This window comes from Vibrio nigripulchritudo (assembly GCF_027924785.1).
GTDB classification, from domain to species: Bacteria; Pseudomonadota; Gammaproteobacteria; order Enterobacterales; family Vibrionaceae; genus Vibrio; species Vibrio nigripulchritudo.
Genome location: NZ_AP027049.1, coordinates 2,797,503 through 2,818,911 on the forward strand (window position 1 = coordinate 2,797,503; position 21,409 = coordinate 2,818,911).

Below are 21,409 nucleotides of genomic sequence, written 5' to 3' on the forward strand. Positions count from 1 at the left end.
GATATAAAAAAACCGGCCTCAATTGAGACCGGTAAACTCCAGAACAAAAGGACTGAACCCCGCTCTCCTTGGGGAACTTTCCGCGTCTGTTCGGTTAGCAATGCCAACCAGCTCTGGAAACTCTTAGCCTTGGTACTTCTTCATTACCAAGGTTGCGTTTGTGCCGCCGAAACCAAAGCTGTTCGACATAACCGTATTCAGCTCTTGATCACGCGCTTCAGTCACGATGTCCAGACCTTCAGCTGCTTCGTCCAGGTTCTCAACGTTGATGCTTGGTGCAACAAAGTTGTGGTGAAGCATTAGCGTAGTGTAGATAGCTTCGTGTACACCCGCAGCGCCCAGTGCGTGACCAGTCATTGCTTTCGTTGCAGAAATAGCCGGGCTGTTGCCACCAAACACTTCCTGAATCGCACCTAGCTCTTTCACGTCACCAACAGGTGTAGACGTACCGTGCGTGTTGATGTAATCAACGCCATCAACGTCCTGCATTGCCATCTTCATACAACGCACTGCACCTTCACCAGAAGGTGCTACCATGTCGTAGCCATCTGAAGTTGCGCCGTAACCGACGATTTCACCGTAGATAGTTGCGCCACGTGCCAGTGCATGCTCAAGCTCTTCGATAACAACCATACCGCCGCCACCAGAGATGATGAAACCATCACGATCAGCATCGTAGGTACGAGACGCTTTTTCTGGCGTGTCGTTGTACTTGGTTGAAAGTGCACCCATCGCATCAAACATCATGGTCAGAGTCCAGTCCAGCTCTTCACCACCACCTGCGAATACGATGTCTTGTTTACCCAGCTGAATCAGCTCAAGTGCGTGACCAATACAGTGTGCAGAAGTTGCACATGCAGAACTCATTGAGTAGTTCACGCCGCGAATCTTGAACGGTGTTGCAAGACACGCTGAAACAGTTGAGGACATAGTACGAGGTACCATGTAAGGACCAATACGCTTAACGCCTTTTTCACGTAGTGTATCTACCGCTACCGCTTGGTTTAGCGACGATGCACCACCAGAACCCGCAACAATACCTGTGCGGTCGTTAGAAACCTGCTCTTCAGTCAAACCTGCATCTGCAATAGCCTGCTCCATCGAAAGGTATGCGTAAGCTGCAGCATCACCCATAAAGCGCATTTTTTTGCGGTCGATGTGCTCAGCAGGGTTGATTTTCAGATCACCCCACACCTGTGAACGCAGACCTTTTTCCTTGAACTGCTCAGATGCGTTGATGCCTGATTTACCCGCTTTCAATGACGCTAATACTTCTTCGACGTTGTTACCGATACTGGAGACAATACCCATACCAGTGATTACGGCTCGTTTCATGAGACATTCCTATAATTCAAAAATCCGTAGAATAATAACTAAGTTGCCACGCAAAAGTGGTCAGCTTTCCCAGAAATACGTACAATCCGCGATAGTCTCGCACATTTACCCAAGATCTTACCACTATGACATCCATTAAGAATGCAGTCCTCGGCTGGAATGAAGCCGGAACACCTGTGTCTGATCAATTCGATGACGTCTACTTCTCTAACGTCAATGGTCTGGAAGAAACTCGATACGTTTTCCTTACTCAAAACCAGCTTCCTCAACGCTGGCATAACTTTGAACACCGACGTTTTGTGGTTGCAGAGACCGGGTTCGGAACCGGGCTAAACTTTCTCGCGCTCTGGCAGTGGTTTGATACTTTTAGAAAAGAAAACCCAGATTCTGCATTAAAAGAGCTGCACTTTATTAGCTTCGAGAAATTCCCTGTCACTCGTGATGACCTTAAAAAAGCGCACGAATCCTGGCCAGAACTGGCGGACTATGCGAGCCAGCTACAAGCGCACTACCCGATTGCGGTGCCAGACTGCCATCGCATCGTTCTGGCAGACGGAGCGATAACCTTGGATCTATGGTTTGGTGACATCAAAGACTGTATGCCTAGCGTGCCAACGCCAAAAGAAGGTTTAGTCGATGCCTGGTTCCTGGACGGATTTGCACCCAGTAAAAACCCGGAGATGTGGAATCAGAACTTGTTTGATGGCATGGCAAAACTCGCCAGACAAGATTGCAGCTGTGCCACTTTTACTGCGGCAGGTTTTGTGCGCAGAGGTCTTATTGAAGCCGGTTTCTCTATGAAGAAAGTGAAAGGTTTTGGCACCAAGCGTGAGATGATTGCAGGCGCTCTCGAAGAAAAAACGCCCATCACTAACCTTCTACCTTGGCTGGCTCGCCAGAATACGTCCAATGTATCTGACGTTGCTATCATAGGCGGTGGGATCGCCAGCGCCACTCTGGCGCAAACTCTCGCCCGTCGTGGCATCAAAACAACGCTTTATTGCAAAGATGCCATTCCCGCCGAAGAAGCTTCGGGTAACCGACAAGGGGCAGTGTATCCGCTCCTGAATGGCACTCACACCGGAATGTCGCGTGTGTTTGCTCCTGCGTTTCTCTTTGCCCGTCAGTTTGCTGAACAAATGAGTGAAACTGTCGATTTCGATCATGACTGGTGTGGCGTCACTCAACTGGCTTGGGATGAGAAAGCAGCCGCTAAGCTCGACAAAATGTTACTCGGTCACTTTTCGAGCGATTTGATCCACAAACTGGATGCGAGAGAGACTAGCGAAAAAACGGGCATGACTTTCGATATGGAGAGTGTCCATTACCCATTAGGGGGCTGGTTATGCCCTCAGCAATTGACCCGTGGAATCATCGAGAACCTCGAGAACCAAAATCGGCTTAGCTGTCACTTTCAGACTGAAATAGACAAATTAGAAAAGACCGAGTCAGGATGGACACTTCATTCACAAAGCCAGAAATTCGAACATCAGGCAGTGGTTGTAGCGAACGGTTATCTGTTCAATCAGTTTGTTCAGGCAGACACCATTCCGGCATCGGCAGTTAAAGGGCAAGTCAGCCATATCCCGACGACAGATTCACTTAAACAGCTCAAAACTGTGCTCTGCTACGACGGTTACATGACCCCTCATAACCCTGCGAACATGGAGCACTGTATAGGCGCAAGTTACGACAGGGCTAACATCGATAAGTTGTTTGATGAATCAGCTCAGATAGACAATGCTGAAAAACTCAGGCGCTGCGTGCCAAATCAGGCATGGTCAAAAGAAGCCGATACGTCTGGTAATCAGTCACGGCAGGGGATTCGCTGTGTCACCCGAGATCATCTGCCGTTTGTCGGTGCCGTGGGAGATTACGAAACCATTTTGAAAGAGTACGCGGATCTACAAAAGCAAGACGAAAATAAGGTAACGGAAACCCCGATATATCAGGATTTGTATTGCATGATTGGCTTAGGCTCTCGCGGTCTGAGTTCTGCACCACTTCTTGCTGAATTACTGGCCTCTCAAATCTGTGGCGACCCCATGCCATTCCCGGTCGAAACATTAAACGACCTGCACCCATCGAGAATGTGGGTCAGAAGACTGCGTAAAGGCAAAGCCATTACCGAGCGATAATTTTTCTGGGTGCCCTGAATTCAACGAGTAAGGGCACCTTTTATTTTCTTCTCAAAATCACAATCGTCGCCACTTACCTTTTACAATTAAGTACCTAGTCACTATATTGAACAAAATTCAGGCAGTTTCTGGGAAGGGAAGTGGATGTTAAGCCAAGAGCAAATTGCGCAATATCATGAAGAAGGATTTTTGGTTCTCGACCAAGTGATTTCTCCTGAAACTCTTGCGGAACTGAAAGCTCAGGCGGCTAAAATTGTCGATGAATGGAAACCCTCCTCCGATACCTCCATCTTCACCACTAACAATAACTCACGCTCAGGTGATCTCTATTTTCTCGATTCCGCAGAAAAAATCCGCTGTTTTTTTGAGGAAGAAGCCTTTGATCGTCATGGCAATCTTGTCGATGAGAAATCGCTCTGCATCAATAAAATCGGGCATGCGTTACACGAACTTGACCCTGTATTTAGAGCCTTCAGTCATCTGCCAGCCCTTGGAGACATTGCGTACGACATAGGTATGCTAACGCCTCAGATCCGCCAGTCGATGTACATCTTCAAGCAACCCAAAATTGGCGGGGTTGTAAACTGGCACCAAGACGCGACGTTTTTCTACACCACTCCTCAAAGCGTCGTCACTTACTGGCTTGCAATTGAGGACGCCAATCTGGATAACGGTTGTCTGTGGGTAGAACCCAAAGGTCATAATGGACCGTTGAGAGAGAGATTTAATCGAGACGGTGATACCACTACGATGGTGCCTTTAGATGAAACCCCCTGGCCAGATGAAACCAGTGGAGAACCTGTAGAAGTGAAAGCAGGCAGCTTGGTTATATTTCAGGGTTTGCTTCCCCATTACAGTGCGCCAAATCGCTCATCCAAATCCAGACAAGCCTATACTTTGCATGTCACCGATGGCGATGCCAGCTACGCCAAAGAAAACTGGCTTCAATCCGACACCCTGCCACTCAGAGGCTTCGATTAGGGTATGTTGATTTAAGGACACCAATAATGATCATCCGGCTCGCAAAATTGTCAGATTCGGCAAACATTCATGCGCTTTCCCAGCATCTCGGCTATCAGGATGAAGGCGTATCTGTCGCAGAACAAAGGCTAAAAGCCTTACTGAATTCGAATCATGACAGGGTTTATGTCGCTCAACTGAACGGTAAGCTAGTGGGTTGGTTACATTGTTTTTACGCTCAGAGGCTGGCATCTGAAAGCTTTATCGAAATCGGAGGAATGGTCGTTCATCCTGATGTTAGAGGACATGGTGTTGGAAGAGCGCTGGTTGAACATGCCACTGAGGTACACAAAGGAAAGTGGCGAGTCAGATGTCATTCTGAAAGGGAAGATACGCACTCGTTCTATCTGAAGCTGAGCTTTAAAATCAATAAAACTCAGTGCGTATTTGAAAAGAAAAACAGTAGCGATTAGCCCAATATTAGTTCAGCACACTTTCGTGAAGCTGAGCCCATAGGTCACTCACTAAAATGCGATCTGATGGGGTCAGCTCTGATCTCGCATTTTCTAAGCTTTCTTCAATGCGTTTTGTTAACTGCTCAATTTCTGTTTCGCCCGCAGCTTCACAATCGGCTGCCGACAAAGAAATATGACCTCTTAAGTAACCACCAGCGAAAAGTTCGTCGTCAGACGCCGTCTCCACCTTTGAATCAATCAGCTCTAGCATTTTTTCTTCGTATTCTAGGATCATTGTGGTCTCTTACTTTGGTTACTTCACTTGGAACTGCTCAGGGTTGAGCGGAGCAGTCTGGTAAAATTGACGCAAGGCGTCGGATAAGCTTTTCATTCTGGGGGAAAGCCCCGTTTCAAGGATGCTGAGCACTTCCTGATGCACTTTTGCCATAAAGCCCAATCGGTCGGGCTCAAAATCGCCATGTAGATTGTCACAACTCACCGTAAAAGGAAAGCCCGCACTTTGGGACAAAATCCACTCATAGGCTTGCGGTCTAACCTCTACCTTTTCAAACGCAGCCTGAACTTCTTCTGTGCGGCCATCCGGCTCATACCAGTAACCGAAATCTTCAAGTAAACGACGTTCTGGCCCTGCCACCATCCAGTGCGCGATCTCGTGCATGGCGGACGCATAATACCCACGGGCAAACACAATGCGGTGGTAGTCTTTTTCTTCATCTGCCGGAAGATAAATAGGCTCATCCCCGCCCAGCTCAAGCTTGGTATTGAATGGACCGGAAAAGGTACGATTAAAAATATCGATAAGATCGGAATATTGGTGCGACATAAATCTTTAGTGGCGTGAATTCTGACGTGTATTTTCCTTGGATTTTCCGGTTTGTAAACCCAATTTACGTCTCGCTGCTGGCTTTGTTATTCAGTGCGCTAACAACTTACTTTAAAAAACCATACTCCATACGATTTTTTTCTCGCCAGAGAATCGATTTAACACTAGAATTGCCGCTCATTTTTTACATCTCTGATTAGCTGGATCTGGAACCATGCTGTTAAGCACGCTTTATGTTTTAGGTATCACAGCGGAAGCGATGACTGGCGCACTCAGCGCGGGTCGAAAAAACATGGATTGGTTTGGTGTTATGTTTGTTGCCAGTGCAGCTGCAATAGGCGGCGGAACTGTGCGCGATATTCTTCTCGGGCATTACCCCTTAACCTGGGTGAAGAACCCCGAATTTCTGGTTATCACTTGCGTTGCGGGCGTCGTGACGACTGGCATTGCAAAGTGGGTTATCAAGTTAAAAGGGCTGTTTATCCGCTTGGATGCGCTCGGGTTGATTGTATTCAGTATTATCGGCACTAAAGTGGCGCTGAATATGGGATTGCACCCAATCATCTGTGTGGTGTCTGCGGTGGTTACGGGCGTATTTGGCGGCTTGTTGCGTGACCTGATTTGCAGGCAATCGCCTCTGGTGCTTCACGAAGAGCTTTACGCCTCGGTTGCCTTATCCGCTTCGGTGCTTTACCTGACACTTCTGCATTTTGGTATCAACGAAGTGACTAGTACCGTTGTCACTCTTGTTGCCGGCTATTTATTGCGAATGGCGGCGGTCAGGTTCAAATGGAAACTGCCTTCTTTCCAACTCGAAACAGAAGGCTCATTGCATTAATTCAAACAACTGGCGGTTGATGCCGCCAGTCGCTCTTTTCGCTTCTAAATTGCGTGCCCTGCGTCAACGTCCATCGTTACCCCTCTCATCCCAACCGATGCTGGGGAAAGAAGGTATTCAATCGCAGGCACAATGTCTGACGTTTCTAGTATTCTGCCCAGAGGTGTAGACGCCATCATCTGTTTCAGTCCATTTATGGCTTCCTCATCAGCACCTGCTTTGCCCTGAATCTCGGTGGCTGTCACTCCAGGTCTGACACTATTAATTCGAATGCCTTTCCCTGCTAAATCCAGATTCAATCCTCCGACTAAACCTTCAAGTGCGGCTTTACTGGCAGCGTAAAGCGAAGACGTTGGGAAGGCTTTCTTGACCACAAGGCTGGACACCATAACGATACTCGACGACGGATTCATAACGGGTAGCAAGGACTGCAAAGTAAAAAACGGACCTCGGAAGTTTATGTTCATCGTGTGGTCAAAGGCTTCCAAAGTCGTACTTTCCAGCTCATTCGGGAAATACACACCTGCATTCAGTACAAGACCATCAAGAGTTATGCCTTTGCCGACCATCGTTTCACCTAAAGACTGAATATCCTCAACACTTTCACTGTCACACAAAATTGGCGTCACCTTACTGCTGTCCAGCGAATTCACAACTCTGGCAAGCTTGTCTGGGTTTCTACCTGTGATCACCAGTTCATAACCTTGTTGACTCAAAGATTGAGCAGTTGCCAGACCGATACCCGCCGTTGCACCAGTGATAAGAATTTTTCCTGAGTTCATGTTTTTCTCTCCTTGATGTTGATTATGTACTCAGACTAGCGCATCGTTTAAGGAACAAATAGACACCAATTAATCAACATTTTGTTTCCATAATTGCACCAATACTTATGAATACTCACAAGCTATTACCTTATATTCCTGTATTTCGATTAGTGGCATCGCAAGGTAGCTTTCAGGTCGCCGCAAACGCTTTGAACGTGCCAAGGTCTTCAGTAAGCAAGAAAATCAGCCAGCTGGAATCGCTCGTTGGGCAAAGACTTTTCCAGCGAACCACGCGCAAGCTGGTGATTACAGAAAGTGGACAGCAGCTACTTTGTATTTCTGAAGGGTTGCCTACGCTGCTTAACGGGATAGAGACGTTTGTTTCCTCACAGCAATCAGAACCTTCGGGGAAGGTAAAAATCAGCTGCTCTACCTTAATCGGTCATCAGTATTTGCTTCCACACGTTCAGGAGTTGAAAACCCGTTACCCCAAAATTGTACTGGAACTGAGTTTTACCGACAGCTATGTCGACCTTATGGAAGAACTGGTAGACATTGCGATTCGAGTTGGCAACTTGCCCGACTCTCCGATGCTGGCTAGGAAAATTGGTGATAAGAGTTTGGTTTGCGTCGCCAGCCCGGACTATTTACGTGCTCATGTAACACCTTTAACCCCTGAAGATCTGGAAGCGCACCAATGCCTGGTATTCAAGAGTAAAAGCAGCAATCACAGCTACTGGCATTTTCAGAATACGGAGGGGAACACACATGCAATTCCGGTTCGTGAAACCTTGATTTGTGATGATGCCAGAGCACTGATTGAAATGGTGAAATCAGGTTTAGGGATCACCATGGTTGATCCTCTATTGATTAGAAAAGAAATGGAAACGGGCGAATTGGTTCAGATTCTGGAGCCATTTAGTGTCACCTGTACTCAACCTGTTCAATTGGTGTGTTTAGGCAGAGCGACGCGCTCCAAGGCAGCCAAGGTGATCTGGGAAGAGCTAGCAAACCTGCTACCACCCCACTTTCGATAATATCAAGCACAGTAACTCATTGCTCAAGCAATAAAAAAGCGCTCATCAGAGCGCTTTATCAGGATTCTAACTCATTAGATTTTCGGGGTTTCTGTCGTCACACCGTGATTCTGACCACGATGACGAAGCAGGTGATCCAGAAGGACAATAGCTAACATTGCTTCGGCAATTGGCACCGCTCGGATACCTACACAAGGATCGTGGCGTCCCTTGGTAATCAGCTCCGTGGACTCACCCGCTTTGGTGATGGTCTCACCCGGAACGGTAATGCTGGATGTTGGTTTAAGTGCAATGTTCGCGACGATGTCCTGACCTGTTGAGATTCCACCCAAGATGCCACCCGCATGATTGCTCTTAAAGCCCTGTGGAGTCAGTTCATCACGATGCTGGCTGCCTTTCTGGCTCACAACATCAAACCCATCACCAATCTCAACACCTTTGACGGCATTAATGCTCATCAAAGCGTGAGCAATATCAGCATCAAGACGGTCGAAAATAGGTTCACCAAGACCAACAGGAACACTGGTTGCGACGACCTGAAGCTTGGCACCAACCGAATCCCCTTCTTTCTTAAGATCGCGGATAAGCTGGTCAAAGTCATCAATCTTGTCGACATCAGGGCAGAAGAACGGGTTATTTTCGATTTCGTTCCAGTCCACTTTGTCGATTTTTACATCGCCCATTTGGGACAGATACGCACGAATTTCAACTCCGAATTCCTGCTTAAGGTATTTCTTCGCCACAGCACCTGCGGCAACACGCATCGCCGTTTCACGTGCGGAAGAACGACCGCCGCCACGATAATCACGTACACCGTATTTTTGGTGATAGGTGTAGTCGGCGTGACCGGGACGGAATTTTTCTTTAATTTCAGAGTAATCTTTAGAGCGCTGGTCTGTGTTTTCAATCAGAAGACCAATAGACGTGCCCGTTGTTACCCCTTCGAAGACACCAGAAAGGATTTTCACTTCATCGGGTTCGCGGCGTTGTGTGGTATAGCGAGAAGTACCCGGACGACGACGATCCAGATCCCCTTGCAGGTCGGCTTCACTTAGCTCCAGACCCGGGGGGCAACCATCAATGACACAACCCAGTGCCAAGCCATGACTTTCACCGAATGTCGTTATACGAAAATGTTGTCCTATGCTGTTTCCTGCCATTTACTTCCTCTGTTTTGAAAGACTTTTCATCCTTTTTTAAGGTTTCGTCTCCGTCTTTCAGTTCAACCTGTCATTTTTCGTGTTTTCATAGTCGCTTTATAGACAGGCGTTGTAAACCCCTTGCAGGAAAAAATAAGAAAAACGCCAGTCGAAGACTGGCGTTTTGAGATGAGGAAAGACAATCAGTCTTTATAGATTGCAAACTCTTCAGCGTGTTCGAGCATTTGCTCTCGGGTCAGCATGAAGACACCATGCCCACCATTTTCGAACTCAACCCACGTAAACGGAATATGAGGATATTGTTCCATCATATGCACCATGGAGTTACCCACTTCACAGATCAAAATGCCATCGTCTGTCAGGTAATCAGGTGCATTCGCGAGAATACGGCGAACCAGCTTAAGGCCATCGGTTCCAGCGGCAAGCCCCAGTTCAGGTTCATGAGTAAACTCTTGCGGCAGGCTGTTCATGTCCTCTTCATCGACATAAGGTGGGTTCGAGACGATAAGGTTGTATTTGTCTTTCGGCAGATCGCGGAATAAATCGGAGCGAATAGGGAAAACCTGCTGCTCCATACCGTGATCCTGAATGTTTTGCTCAGCCACTTCCAACGCGTCAGAAGAAATATCAACGGCATCGACTTCAGCGTCAGGGAACGCATGCGCACAAGCGATGGCGATACAACCGCTGCCAGTACACAAATCCATAATACGGGTTGGCTCTTCCACCAGCCATGGCTGGAACTGAGCTTCAATCAGTTCACCGACTGGCGAACGTGGCACAAGCACACGCTCATCCACATAAAATTCCAGACCCACAAACCAGGCTTTATTGGTCAGGTAAGCCGTAGGAGTTCTGTCATTAATACGCTTAACCACACGTTCAACAATACGTAAACGTTCACTGCTGGTTAAACGAGAATTCAGTACATGAGAAGGCACATCAATCGGTAAGTAAAGCGTTGGTAGTATTAGCTGCACTGCTTCGTCCCACGCATTGTCTGTACCATGACCGTAAAATAGCCCGGCTGCGTTAAAACGGCTGACTGTCCAGCGAATCATATCTTGAAGCGAATGAAGTTCAGAAACCGCCTCATCTACAAAAATCTTATCCAAATTTGCCTCCGAAAAGCGCTACAATACTGCATATTAAGAATTATCTAAGAATCCCATGAGCAAAAACGATATCGACAAGGACGACGACTTTGCCTTGTTTCAGGACGCAGTAAAGGGCGTAAAAAAGTTGCGACAGGATACCATAGTCCAACAGCCAAACAGAAACGCGAAACAAAAAGAAGCCGTGAAAATAAAGCGCGAAGCGTCGGATAACGAGTTTTTCTTCTCTGACGAGTTCGTGCCTCATCTGGATGAGGATGGTCCTACCCGATATGCCCGCTCAGACGTTTCCAAATTTGAAGTAAAAAGACTGCGTCGAGGTGTCTATGTACCCGACGTATATCTGGACATGCATGGGATGACTCAGCAGGAAGCGAAACGTGAGCTGGGGGCGATGATTTCTCACTGCATCAAAGAAAATGTGCATTGTGCCTGCGTGATGCACGGCATCGGCAAACATATTCTGAAACAAAAAGTGCCCGTCTGGCTGGCTCAACACCCAGATGTTATGGCTTACCACCAAGCTCCTCTTGAGTTTGGCGGTGATGGTGCTTTATTGGTGCTTCTAAGTATTCCAGAGAAGTAGTATTCGCAAATTCTAAACCCGCAGATGGGTATATTAAGGGTGAATATGCCAGAGCAGCTCGCCCTGTCTCTTCTCCAGATTAAAATCAATACACACTAATCCTGAGGTTGGGAACATAGGCGGTGCCATATCAGGCACAAACTCTGCGGTTAAGTAACCAACCAAAGGCAAATGCGAAACCAGCAATACGGAATCTAACGCCTGAGTTTCTGCTAAAGCACATACATATTCAAACACATCGTCTGACTTGCCATATGGCGTGATATCTTTGCAGGTTTCCTGATCGCTAGTCTTAAAATACTGCTGAATGGCATTCCAAGTTTGCTGAGCACGCAAATAAGGGCTGACCAACACTTTACTCATTTCCGACTCACCCTGCTCTGCGCATGCTTTCGCAACAAGAACAGACTGATTGACTCCGCGGGAAGTCAGGGCTCTCTCTGCGTCACTGTCGGCAAACGTTTCTGCCTCCCCATGACGCATAATAAATATTTTCATTAGGTTATACCCGTTATGTATACCGGACCACTTGCTCGGTTTTCTTGTTTTTGTTTCAAATGACGGGGCAATTGTTTTCTATGTCGCCCTTTAATTATATCAAGTCAAGGGGCAAAGACTCTGACTCCGTTAACAAACTATTAAAAAATGACAGCTTTTGGTTTGCAGCGCGCATTAAGGCAGTCATAATTAACTCAATAGCTATAGTGGAGACACACTTGTGTACCTGAGCCCCAACGACAGCAACCAATATCGTTATCTCAACTTAAACAACGGCTTAAAAGTTTTACTGGTCCGTGATGAAAATGCTCAAAAATCCGCAGCCGCACTGGCGGTAAATGTCGGACATTTTGATGACCCTTCCGATCGTGAAGGACTAGCGCACTATCTGGAGCACATGCTGTTTTTGGGCACAGAAAAATACCCGAAGACGGGGGAATTTCAAGCTTTTATTAGCCAGCATGGCGGAAACAATAACGCCTGGACAGGAACTGAGCACACCTGTTACTTCTTCGATGTCTCGCCCAATGCGTTTGAGCGCAGTTTAAAACGCTTCAGTCAGTTTTTTATTGCTCCTCTTTTCAACCCAGACGCGTTAGACAAAGAGCGTCAGGCGGTCGAATCTGAATATCGTCTCAAGTTAAAAGATGACATGCGCCGTCTTTTCCAGGTTCATAAAGAAGTCGTCAACCCTGCTCATCCATTTTCTAAGTTTTCCGTCGGGAATCTGGAAACCCTTGCAGACAGGGAAGACAGCTCAATTCGCGACGAAATTATTGAGTTTTATGAGTCCCATTATTCTGCCGATTTGATGACCCTTTCAATCATGGGTCCGCAACCACTTGATGAACTCGAAGGCTGGATTACGGATTTATTTAGTCCGATTAAAAATCGTAGTCTGAAAGGGAAATCCGTTTCCATTCCGTTGGCGAATCCATCTTTGCCCTCGTGCTTTGTTCAGGTTGAACCCGAGAAAGATTCACGCAAGCTGGTGATGGCATTTACCCTGCCTTCTATGGACCAGCACTACTCGTCAAAACCCCTCTCCTACTTTGCACATTTGCTTGGCTATGAAGGCGAAGGCAGTCTAATGCTACACTTGAAGAATTTGGGCTGGGTGAATGGCTTAGCGGCCGGCGGTGGCATGAGCGGCAGCAACTTTCGGGAGTTCACCGTTAGCTGCACTCTCACGCCGGAAGGGCTAAATCACACCGACGAAATTGTGGAAGCCACATTCGCGTATCTGAACCTGATCGTGGATTCTGGTTTCGAAGAATGGCGCTATAAAGAGAAACAAGCTGTGCTGGAATCAGCGTTCCAGTTCCAGGAAGCGGCGAGACCTTTGGATTTGGTTAGCCATCTGGTCATGAACCTTCACCATTATCCAGAAGAAGATGTGGTGTATGGCGACTACAAGATGGACAGCTTTAACCCGGAACTACTTAGAGAAGTCAATCAGTACTTTACGGTTGATAATCTCAGGCTAACCCTGATCGCCAAAGGGGTAGAAACCAATCAAACCGCAAAGTGGTACGACACGCCTTATTCGGTGCAACCTTTTACCGACGAGCAGTTAGCTCGCTGGCGCGATCCCAAACCAAGCGACGACCACAAGTTACCAGAACCCAACCCGTACATTTGCTACGACCTTACGCCACAAGCTCTGGAAGGTGATGCTACCAAACCGGAACTGGTGCAGGACTTGCCCGGTTTTCGTTTGTGGCATCTTCAGGAGAAAGACTTTCGAGTACCTAAAGGGGTGGTTTACCTTGCAATCGATAGCCCACATGCCGTCTCGACACCACGTAAGATTGTCAAAACACGCCTTTGTGTAGAGATGTTCCTCGACTCTCTGGTAAAGGAAACCTATCAGGCAGAAATTGCAGGCATGGGTTACAACATGTACGCCCATCAGGGTGGTGTAACGCTGACTCTGAGCGGATTCAGCCAGAAGCAACCGCAGCTACTTAACGTCATACTGACGCGCTTTGCCAATCGAGATTTTCAGCCTGCACGCTTTGATATCATCAAACAGCAGATGCTAAGAAACTGGAAAAATGCCGCGAAAGATCGCCCGGTTTCTCAGCTCTTTAATGCCATGACAGGCATTCTTCAACCAAACAACCCGCCCTATCCTGAGCTGATTGAAGCGTTAGAATCGATAGAAGTCGATGAGCTGCCAGAGTTCGTCGACAACATTCTGAATGAATTGCACGTCGAACTGTTTGTGTATGGCGACTGGAATAAATCTCAGGCGGTAGGACTGGCAGAGACCATCAAGAATGCACTGCGCGTTAAAAACCAGCGTTATGAAGAGTCTTTACGACCGCTGGTGATGCTTGGTGAAAATGGCACTTTCCAGCGTGAAGTACATTGCAATCAGGCGGATTCCGCTATTGTAATTTACTACCAGTCTCCTGACATCAACCCGAGAAGTATCGCGCTCTACTCGCTCGCTAATCATTTGATGTCTGCGACTTTCTTCCACGAAATCCGCACCAAACAGCAGCTTGGTTATATGGTCGGAACTGGCAACTTGCCTTTAAACCGCCACCCAGGGCTGGTTTTGTACGTGCAGTCCCCTAATGCAGCCCCGATTGATTTGTTGTCTGCCATTGATGAGTTTCTGAATGCGTTCTATATGGTGTTGCTGGAACTGAATGAGTACCAGTGGCAGAGCAGTAAAAAAGGGCTTTGGAACCAGATTGCGACGCCGGATAACAACTTAAGAAGCCGGGCTCAACGCCTATGGGTCGCCATTGGCAATAAAGACCACGAATTCAATCAGAGAGACAAGGTGTTGGAAGAGCTGAAGAGCTTGACTCGCTCTGAAATGATTCGCTTTGTTGTCAGCGTGTTGAAACCACGCACAGCAAATCGTTTGATCATGCACAGCAAAGGTAGCGAGCATCAGGACGATCCGTGTCTGGATGTAGGGTTAGAAATCGGGTCGGTGGAAGAATTCCAGCTCCGCCCGAAAGATATCGAGCTTGGATAGTATTCACATAGAAAGATGTAAAACAAAGATGCCCGCAAATTGCGGGCATTGTTTTAAACCAAATCGATCACTGAATTAATCAGGTCGTCGGCGCTGGTATCGGTCACGATCAGATAGTCGCCAGTCTCAGTGTAGAACTCCGCGATTGTATAGTCTGCGGTGTAATCAACACCAAAATCATTCAGTCGCTGAGTCATCGCTGATGACAGATCTTCAGCCGTATACGTAGAGAAGTATCCAGCATATTCCGCCAGCCCGACATCAATCGTCAGGTTCACATCAGTAAAGACCATAACATTGGCGCTGCCATCGTCATTGTCTGCCCATGTGCCCTGAAGGTTGTTATCAAGCAAGTCTTTCGTAATATGAAGGCTGGATGCACCATCTCCGATGACCACTTCAAACCCGCTAAACTGAACGGCATTGTCTCCGCTCAGATACAATGCGTCGACCCCTTCACCGCCGTGAACTTGTCTGTGGCTTGTACAATCCGGTGCAGACAAGTCCATCACGTTAACAATGTCGTTTCCTTTCCCGGCAGAGATATTGAACTCCGTATAATCTCCACCAGCTATCTCAAAGAAACGGATAGTGTCATTGCCATCGCCAGTATCAATGTTGAATTCATTGCTCCATGCCCCACCGTTCGAAAGTACGTGAATGTTAACTTCATCGTTTCCGTTTCCTGTGGTGATGTCACCTCGCTTGGCTCCGTAAACGTTGACCGTGGCTCCGTTGTCCGACATAGAACGAATATTCACATCGACGAAATTTTTTACGTTAATCACATCCGTATTTGTGGTAACCAACGCTTCCTTGAGTCCTTCTGTGTTCCATTTCCATACAGAAACGTCGGTGACAGATTTATTTTCCCCATTTACCCAAACGTTTTGAGAACTGATGGATAATAAGCCTTCTTTCACCACGCCGTTACCGAAGTGCGTAACCAAAGAAGGGTTTTTGTCTACCCCATAATCATCCAGATACTGCGCAAATTTAGTAGTAGTGAGTGATTGCGGGTCAATAGCCATTTCATTGACAAGCGTTTCTACTACACTGCCGACATAAATGTCGGATTTTATTGTGTTACCTAGCATAGCCACTCCTGATATCTATCTTTCAGAAATAAAGTCTACTCCCTATGCGCAGAAGGGAATATTCACGCCTTTACACTTAGTTCTAAATTGGGGAGCTGTGATCCAAATTGTCATACTTTTGTCACGCGACCTAAGTAATCAAAATGCCACCCGTGCCAAATAAAAAATAAGCCGGTTTTCGACCGGCTTATGAACTTGACGCTTTTCTTATTTCTAAGATGCAGAATGAAAGGTTTCATCGTTGCCCGCACGGGTAAGCAGACCATCGCACGGAGCGAAGCGATCCCCATACTTCTGGGCGAACTCATTCATGATGTTCACCAGCTCTTTCAGCCCAATCTGGTCCATGTAACGGAACGGTCCACCTAAGAATGGAGGGAACCCAATACCGAAAATAGCACCGATATCGCCATCACGCGCACTACGAATGATTCCTTCATCCAGACATCGTACGGCTTCATTTAACATCGGTAACACACAGCGAAGTGCAACGTCTTTTTCTGGTAATTTGGATTCTGGCGTCAGCTTAAGTAGTTTGTATACGCTCTTATCGACGCCCTTTTTCTTACCTTTGTAGGTGTAGAAACCCTTGCCACTCTTGCGACCTTTGCGCCCATCATTGAGCAAGGTATCGAACACATCCGGTGCTTTGAAACGCGCCCCGAGTTCTTCCACCAGAATGGGAATGATTTTAGCCCCAACATCGACGCCCACTTCATCCAGCAAGGTGATTGGTCCTACCGGGAATCCGAAATTGAGCAGTGCCTCATCCAGAACTTCGATAGGCTCACCACTTAACAGCAAATGCGCGGCTTCATTCATGTAGGGTGCAAGAATCCTATTCACGTAAAAGCCCGCTTGATCGGCAACCACAATCGGGGTTTTACCTTGCTTACGAGCAAAGTCTACCGCTGTTGAAATCACTTCATCGGATGTCCCTTCGTGAGGAATCACCTCCACCAGTGGCATTTTCTCTGCCGGGCTGAAGTAATGAAGACCCACCACATTTTCCGGACGCTCACATTCAGCCGCAATTTGGTGAATCGGCAATGAAGACGTATTGGTCGCAAAAATAGTCGACGCTTTGCAGTTCTCCTCAATGTCTTTCACCATCGCCTGTTTCAGACCTAAATCTTCAAACACAGCCTCGATCACCATGTCGGTTCCGCGATAACCCGTGTAATCCGTCCCTCCAGTTAATTGAGACATATTGAATTGCAAGCCAGCTTTGGAAAGGATGCGGCGCTTTTTCTGCTTAGAAAACAACTTAAAGTTGTAATTCAAGGCGTTCATCACACCGTCGTTGGACACATCTTTCACTCGAACCGGCACTTTCGCTTTGGAAACGGAGACATGGCTAATGCCCGCTCCCATCAAACCGCCACCAAGCACACCAACCTGGTTGATCTTTCTTGGCTGGGCGTCACTGCCGTTTTCTTTCTTCATTTCTGTTGTGGCGAAAAAGATAGAGCGCAATGCCTTCGATTCAGACGTCATACACAACTGACCGAATTTCTTCGCTTCTATGGCAAGCCCCGCTTCCAGCCCCTTTTCCAGACCTTCACCGATCACCGTGAGAATGGCTTCGGCTGCCGGGTAGTTTCCGCGCGTTTTTGCCAACGTCTTTTTGATTGCCTGATCAAACACCAGCTTACGACCGAACCTGTTGCCAGAAATCAGCTTTTCTTTGGTGTCTGCTTTGAATTTCGCTTTTTTCTTGCCCGCAAACTGTTTCGCGACATCAAGTAAAATGGAATGCGGCACACTTGCATCAACCACGCCCAGCTTTTTGGCTTTCTTTGCTCTGAGCTGTTTACCCGTAAGAATGAGATCCAACGAATTCAGCAGACCAATTAGCCTTGGCAGACGTTGTGTACCACCTGAGCCAGGTAACAGGCCTAGCTGAACTTCAGGCAGACCAAGACGCGTTTTATCGGAATCGGTACACACTCGGTAGTCACACGCTAGGGCAAGCTCCAAGCCGCCACCAAGACATGGACCGTGAATGGCAGACACTGTGGCAAAAGGCAACGCTTCAAGCCGAGCAAACATTTGTTGCCCCTGTTTTGCCAGCCCTTCAGCCTCTTCTGCGGTTGTACACGCATCCAGCATTCGCACATCCGCACCGGCAACAAAGTTGTCGGGCTTTAAGGAGTGGATAACTAATCCTTTCAGTTCGTTCTTTTTCGCTTCAAGTTCAAGCAAGATCGCCTGCATTTCGTCGGTAAACTCAGCTTGAAGGGTGTTCATTTTCTCACCCGGAACATCAATCGCTAGCCACGCCAGACTCTGTTCATCAATTGTTAGCGTAAATGCACTTTGACCCGCCATTACTCCACCTCCAAAATCATCGCAGCGCCTAGCCCACCAGCCGCACATGCCGTATTCAATGCCAGCCCACCACCGCGTCGTTTCAGTTCTCGCAGTGTTTGAGTAATCATGCGCGCACCTGTCGCGGCAAATGGGTGACCATAAGCAATTGAACCACCCAGCACATTGAATTTGTCCATATCAATCTCGCCAATCGCTTTATCTCTTCCCAACACCTCTTTTGCGAATTTGTCGCTGGCAAACATCTTCACGTTTGCCAGAGTTTGTGCAGCGAAGGCTTCATGCATATCGATAAGAGTGAGATCAGATAAGTTTATCCCAGCGCGGTCCAGCGCAATAGGAGTCGCGTGTGAAGGACCCATTAGCATGTCTTCTTTGACATCAATAGCAGAAAACGCATAAGAGCGAATAAAGCCCATGATTTCTAAACCGAGCTCTTTTGCTCGCCCTTCATGCATAATCAACAAAGAGGCTGCGCCATCAGTTAATGGAGTGGCATTTGCTGCCGTTACACTGCCGTACTGACGATCAAACGCTGGGCGGAGCTTGGCATAACCCTCTATGGTAGAATCCTGACGGATGTTGTTATCGGTATCGAGCCATTTTTTATAAGGTTCTGGGAACGCCGTCATCACTTCATCACGAATCTTCCCTTCTTTCCAAGCCTGAGCAGCCAGAGTATGAGAGCGATGAGCCAACTCGTCCTGAGCCTGTCGGGTAATGCCATGGGTTTTCGCCATTTGTTCAGCGGTTTGCCCCATTGATAATCCGGTTGAGTATTCAGCAACAGCAGGAGGAACTGGCATAAGATCTTTAAATGACAGCTTGCGTAAAATTGAAAGTTTCTGACCCGCCTTTTTGGCTTTGCTCAATGCAAGGAGTGACGCAGCCAGCTTTTTCGAAACACCAATTGGCAGCACAGAAGAGGAGTCTGCCCCCCCGGCAACACCGATATCTATTGCGCCCGCCATAATACTTTCCGTCACGTTCACGGCTGCCTGAAAGCTGGTTGCACACGCTCGGGTAACACTGTAAGCGTCAGTATGGATGTTCATTCCCGTACCCAGAACAATTTCACGTGCGATGTTAGGAGCTTCAGGCATCTGAACTACTTGCCCAAATACAACTTGATCAATCAGGGCTGGATCAATGTCCGCACGAGTCAGCATTTCGCTCACAACCATCTTTCCTAAGTCCACGGCGGGGACCTGAGAAAACTCGGTACTCTGCCTTGCAAATGGCGTTCTGAGCCCTGCGACAACCGCTATCCTTTCACCGGAACGCGTCCTTAAATCCTGAATGCCCATTGTTTCTCCTTAAAGAGGTCAGACCTGTTATGTAACAAAAATGTTATCAGATTAAAACGCATGTTTGAATCGCTTTTTCTTTTATAGCGTGATCTAGAGCTAAAATGTAGAGACATCGGTTAAAGAAATACTATATGAAAGGTAGAAAAGACGGGGGATAACTGTGATAAATAGGCAGATTAAGTTACATTAAAACTGTGAATCTGGAACTGTAACCAAAAAAAAACCACACTTAATAGTGTGGCAGGAATAGATATATAGCGTATCGCCAAAATCAAAAAATCAGTTTCCTGATTAGGAGAAAGTAAAGTCAGCCTTCAAAAGGAAGTGTCATCTTGCTCAACGTGTCAGCCATACTGGCTAACGAGATGACAAGATGTACTATAACCAGATTCCATATGTGGATTTTGAATTAGATCAATTTATTTGTAGTTTATGCAATGCTGCCAAGAGGATTTTTGTTCAGAGAAGCCATTCGCAACTTTTTTGAACAATGTCTTATAGACACTCCAAAATCTTCTTAACAAAAAGTTCGCTTGCTTTCAGCAGGTTAGAATTAAGAAGTGTTGACCTTCCATAGACACAACCAGAGCAAACGGAGGCTCAGGTGTCGATAATCGATTTTTTTGGAAAGAAAAAAGAGAAGCGTCCGGTCAATTCTGATATGGACAAGCAAAAAAGATACGAAGCGCTCGTGCGCGCTTATCATACCGACCTGTATCGCTATGCGTACTGGTTGTGTAAGGACAGCCATGTCGCAGAAGATTTGGTTCAAGAAACCTGTTTAAGAGCCTGGAGAGCAATTGATAGTCTTCAGGATGAGAAAGCAGCGAAATCTTGGCTCATTACGATTCTGCGCCGTGAAAATGCACGTCGTTTCGAGAGAAAACAGTTAGAATTGGTGGATATTGATGACCACGGGAATGATGCAAAAGTCAGTGATGACCCGCATCACCAACAACAGTGGCTTCAAAATCAGATTATGAAATTAGAGATCGAGTATCGCGAGCCGCTGTTTCTCCAAGTTGTTGGAGGGTTTAGTGGCGAAGAGATCGGGCAGATACTGGAATTAAATAAAAACACAGTAATGACTCGATTGTTCAGAGCCAGAAACCAGCTCAAAGAGATGCTTGAAGATTCTCAATCGGATATGGGGGTGCATAATGGATGATTTAGAATTTCGCCGTCGCATTATGTCAGATCCAAAAGACAGGGACGACGAAATCGAAATGGCGATTTCTGAAAACAGTGCCAATGGTAAATTTGTCGATGACATTTTAAGCCTAGATGCACAGATAGAAAAAGCGATGAAGGTAGATGTACCAGATGGCTTGGCAGATCGTATTTTGTTTAACCAAAGTGCAGAAACCGAGCAGCCAAAATTCGCGAAAAAAGCGCTTGCGATGGCAGCATCTGTAGCCTTTGCTTTTGGACTGTTAGTAGGACAAGTAAACTGGGGCGGATTGGTTGTTACACCAGCATACGCGACGTTAGCAAATACTGCTTTGGCGCACGTGACGGCTGAAAAGCCATTTATTAATCCTATCGATGAAAACGTGTCTTCAACTCAGATTAACGTGAAAATGAAGCCATTTGCGTACCACTTCTCGCAAAACTTCCCTTATCACGTTTATTACTTAAACCACTGTGGGTTTGGCAAATCTAACGCCATGCATATGGTGTTTGAAGGTGAACATGGTCGGGTGACACTTTTTGTTACCAATATTCCGGCACCTAAGTCTGAGAAATTTGTGAAAGACGGCATGTCAGGCATCGTGATGCCTTTAATGGATGCCAGTATGGTTATCGTAGGTAGTATGGATGAAGATGTAGAGAAAATCGCGGAAACGCTGAAACCTATTATTCATCCTGCTAGCTAAGCACTATAACAATGCCTCATCACTTCGATGGGGCATTTTTTTATCTTCTGATTCCCACCAATTATT

19 protein-coding genes are annotated in these 21,409 nt (G+C 46.9%); 9 read left to right on the top strand and 10 right to left on the bottom strand.

Annotated elements, in window-relative coordinates; translation table 11 throughout:
• Positions 1-123: 123 nt before the first annotated feature.
• Positions 124-1,335 (bottom strand): beta-ketoacyl-ACP synthase I, encoded by a 1,212-nt coding sequence (gene fabB, locus QMG91_RS12800; protein ID WP_004407999.1) that lies wholly within the window; start codon positions 1,333-1,335, stop codon positions 124-126.
• A 125-nt stretch (positions 1,336-1,460) separates the two neighbouring features.
• Here fabB and mnmC point away from each other — a divergent pair, with 125 nt between their 5' ends.
• The 3 genes from mnmC to QMG91_RS12815 all read left to right on the top strand — a co-directional run bounded on the left by mnmC (position 1,461) and on the right by QMG91_RS12815 (position 4,906).
• Positions 1,461-3,473: a bifunctional tRNA (5-methylaminomethyl-2-thiouridine)(34)-methyltransferase MnmD/FAD-dependent 5-carboxymethylaminomethyl-2-thiouridine(34) oxidoreductase MnmC gene (gene mnmC, locus QMG91_RS12805; RefSeq protein WP_281826904.1), complete on the top strand. Its 2,013-nt coding sequence runs from the start codon at positions 1,461-1,463 to the stop codon at positions 3,471-3,473.
• Positions 3,474-3,617: 144 nt separating this feature from the next.
• Positions 3,618-4,454, top strand: a complete 837-nt coding sequence (locus QMG91_RS12810) for a phytanoyl-CoA dioxygenase family protein (RefSeq protein WP_281826906.1) — start codon at positions 3,618-3,620, stop codon at positions 4,452-4,454.
• Between the two features lie 26 nt (positions 4,455-4,480).
• A complete protein-coding gene (locus QMG91_RS12815) occupies positions 4,481-4,906 on the top strand; it encodes a GNAT family N-acetyltransferase (protein WP_281826908.1) in 426 nt (141 codons plus the stop codon).
• 7 nt (positions 4,907-4,913) lie between these two features.
• On the opposite strand, the gene QMG91_RS12820 is transcribed toward QMG91_RS12815, so the two are convergent.
• Positions 4,914-5,183 (bottom strand): YfcL family protein, encoded by a 270-nt coding sequence (locus tag QMG91_RS12820; RefSeq protein WP_004407982.1) that lies wholly within the window; start codon positions 5,181-5,183, stop codon positions 4,914-4,916.
• An 18-nt stretch (positions 5,184-5,201) separates the two neighbouring features.
• Positions 5,202-5,732 carry an elongation factor P hydroxylase gene (locus tag QMG91_RS12825; RefSeq protein WP_022550000.1) on the bottom strand — a complete coding sequence of 177 codons (531 nt, stop codon included), beginning with the start codon at positions 5,730-5,732 and terminating at the stop codon, positions 5,202-5,204.
• 214 nt (positions 5,733-5,946) lie between these two features.
• Between QMG91_RS12825 and QMG91_RS12830 the strand changes: the two genes are divergently transcribed.
• Positions 5,947-6,570, top strand: a complete 624-nt coding sequence (locus tag QMG91_RS12830; RefSeq protein WP_004407980.1) for a trimeric intracellular cation channel family protein — start codon at positions 5,947-5,949, stop codon at positions 6,568-6,570.
• Positions 6,571-6,614: 44 nt separating this feature from the next.
• Here QMG91_RS12830 and QMG91_RS12835 read toward each other — a convergent pair whose 3' ends face one another.
• Entirely contained in the window at positions 6,615-7,352 is a 738-nt protein-coding gene (locus QMG91_RS12835; protein ID WP_281826913.1) for an SDR family NAD(P)-dependent oxidoreductase, read from the bottom strand.
• Between the two features lie 107 nt (positions 7,353-7,459).
• Here QMG91_RS12835 and QMG91_RS12840 point away from each other — a divergent pair, with 107 nt between their 5' ends.
• Entirely contained in the window at positions 7,460-8,371 is a 912-nt protein-coding gene (locus QMG91_RS12840; protein WP_281826915.1) for a LysR family transcriptional regulator, read from the top strand.
• Positions 8,372-8,445: 74 nt separating this feature from the next.
• Here QMG91_RS12840 and aroC read toward each other — a convergent pair whose 3' ends face one another.
• Together aroC and prmB are read right to left on the bottom strand one after the other, a co-directional pair.
• On the bottom strand, positions 8,446-9,531 hold the full coding sequence (gene aroC / locus QMG91_RS12845) for a chorismate synthase (RefSeq protein ID WP_281826917.1): 1,086 nt from the start codon (positions 9,529-9,531) through the stop codon (positions 8,446-8,448).
• 182 nt (positions 9,532-9,713) lie between these two features.
• The gene (gene prmB, locus QMG91_RS12850) at positions 9,714-10,646 is read right to left on the bottom strand and encodes a 50S ribosomal protein L3 N(5)-glutamine methyltransferase (RefSeq protein ID WP_281826918.1); all 933 of its coding nucleotides are present in this window, start codon (positions 10,644-10,646) and stop codon (positions 9,714-9,716) included.
• Positions 10,647-10,701: 55 nt separating this feature from the next.
• Between prmB and smrB the strand changes: the two genes are divergently transcribed.
• Positions 10,702-11,232 carry an endonuclease SmrB gene (smrB, locus tag QMG91_RS12855; RefSeq protein WP_004407961.1) on the top strand — a complete coding sequence of 177 codons (531 nt, stop codon included), beginning with the start codon at positions 10,702-10,704 and terminating at the stop codon, positions 11,230-11,232.
• Between the two features lie 33 nt (positions 11,233-11,265).
• Here the strand turns inward: smrB and sixA are convergent, their stop codons facing one another.
• A complete protein-coding gene (gene sixA, locus QMG91_RS12860; protein ID WP_004407959.1) occupies positions 11,266-11,730 on the bottom strand; it encodes a phosphohistidine phosphatase SixA in 465 nt (154 codons plus the stop codon).
• 220 nt (positions 11,731-11,950) lie between these two features.
• On the opposite strand from sixA, the gene QMG91_RS12865 reads away from it, so the two are divergent.
• Positions 11,951-14,728 carry an insulinase family protein gene (locus QMG91_RS12865; protein WP_281826921.1) on the top strand — a complete coding sequence of 926 codons (2,778 nt, stop codon included), beginning with the start codon at positions 11,951-11,953 and terminating at the stop codon, positions 14,726-14,728.
• Between the two features lie 53 nt (positions 14,729-14,781).
• On the opposite strand, the gene QMG91_RS12870 is transcribed toward QMG91_RS12865, so the two are convergent.
• The 3 genes from QMG91_RS12870 to fadI form a co-directional block, all read right to left on the bottom strand.
• On the bottom strand, positions 14,782-15,825 hold the full coding sequence (locus QMG91_RS12870; RefSeq protein ID WP_281826923.1) for a hypothetical protein: 1,044 nt from the start codon (positions 15,823-15,825) through the stop codon (positions 14,782-14,784).
• A 213-nt stretch (positions 15,826-16,038) separates the two neighbouring features.
• Positions 16,039-18,156, bottom strand: a complete 2,118-nt coding sequence (fadJ, locus tag QMG91_RS12875) for a fatty acid oxidation complex subunit alpha FadJ (RefSeq protein WP_281826924.1) — start codon at positions 18,154-18,156, stop codon at positions 16,039-16,041.
• A complete protein-coding gene (gene fadI / locus QMG91_RS12880; RefSeq protein ID WP_281870042.1) occupies positions 18,156-19,463 on the bottom strand; it encodes an acetyl-CoA C-acyltransferase FadI in 1,308 nt (435 codons plus the stop codon). The genes fadJ and fadI overlap by 1 nt, the downstream gene beginning before the upstream one ends.
• Before the next feature lie 664 nt (positions 19,464-20,127).
• On the opposite strand from fadI, the gene QMG91_RS12885 reads away from it, so the two are divergent.
• Entirely contained in the window at positions 20,128-20,634 is a 507-nt protein-coding gene (locus QMG91_RS12885) for a sigma-70 family RNA polymerase sigma factor (RefSeq protein ID WP_230690586.1), read from the top strand.
• A complete protein-coding gene (locus QMG91_RS12890; protein WP_004407925.1) occupies positions 20,627-21,343 on the top strand; it encodes a DUF3379 domain-containing protein in 717 nt (238 codons plus the stop codon). Before QMG91_RS12885 ends, QMG91_RS12890 begins: the two co-directional genes overlap by 8 nt.
• Positions 21,344-21,409 lie beyond the last annotated feature (66 nt).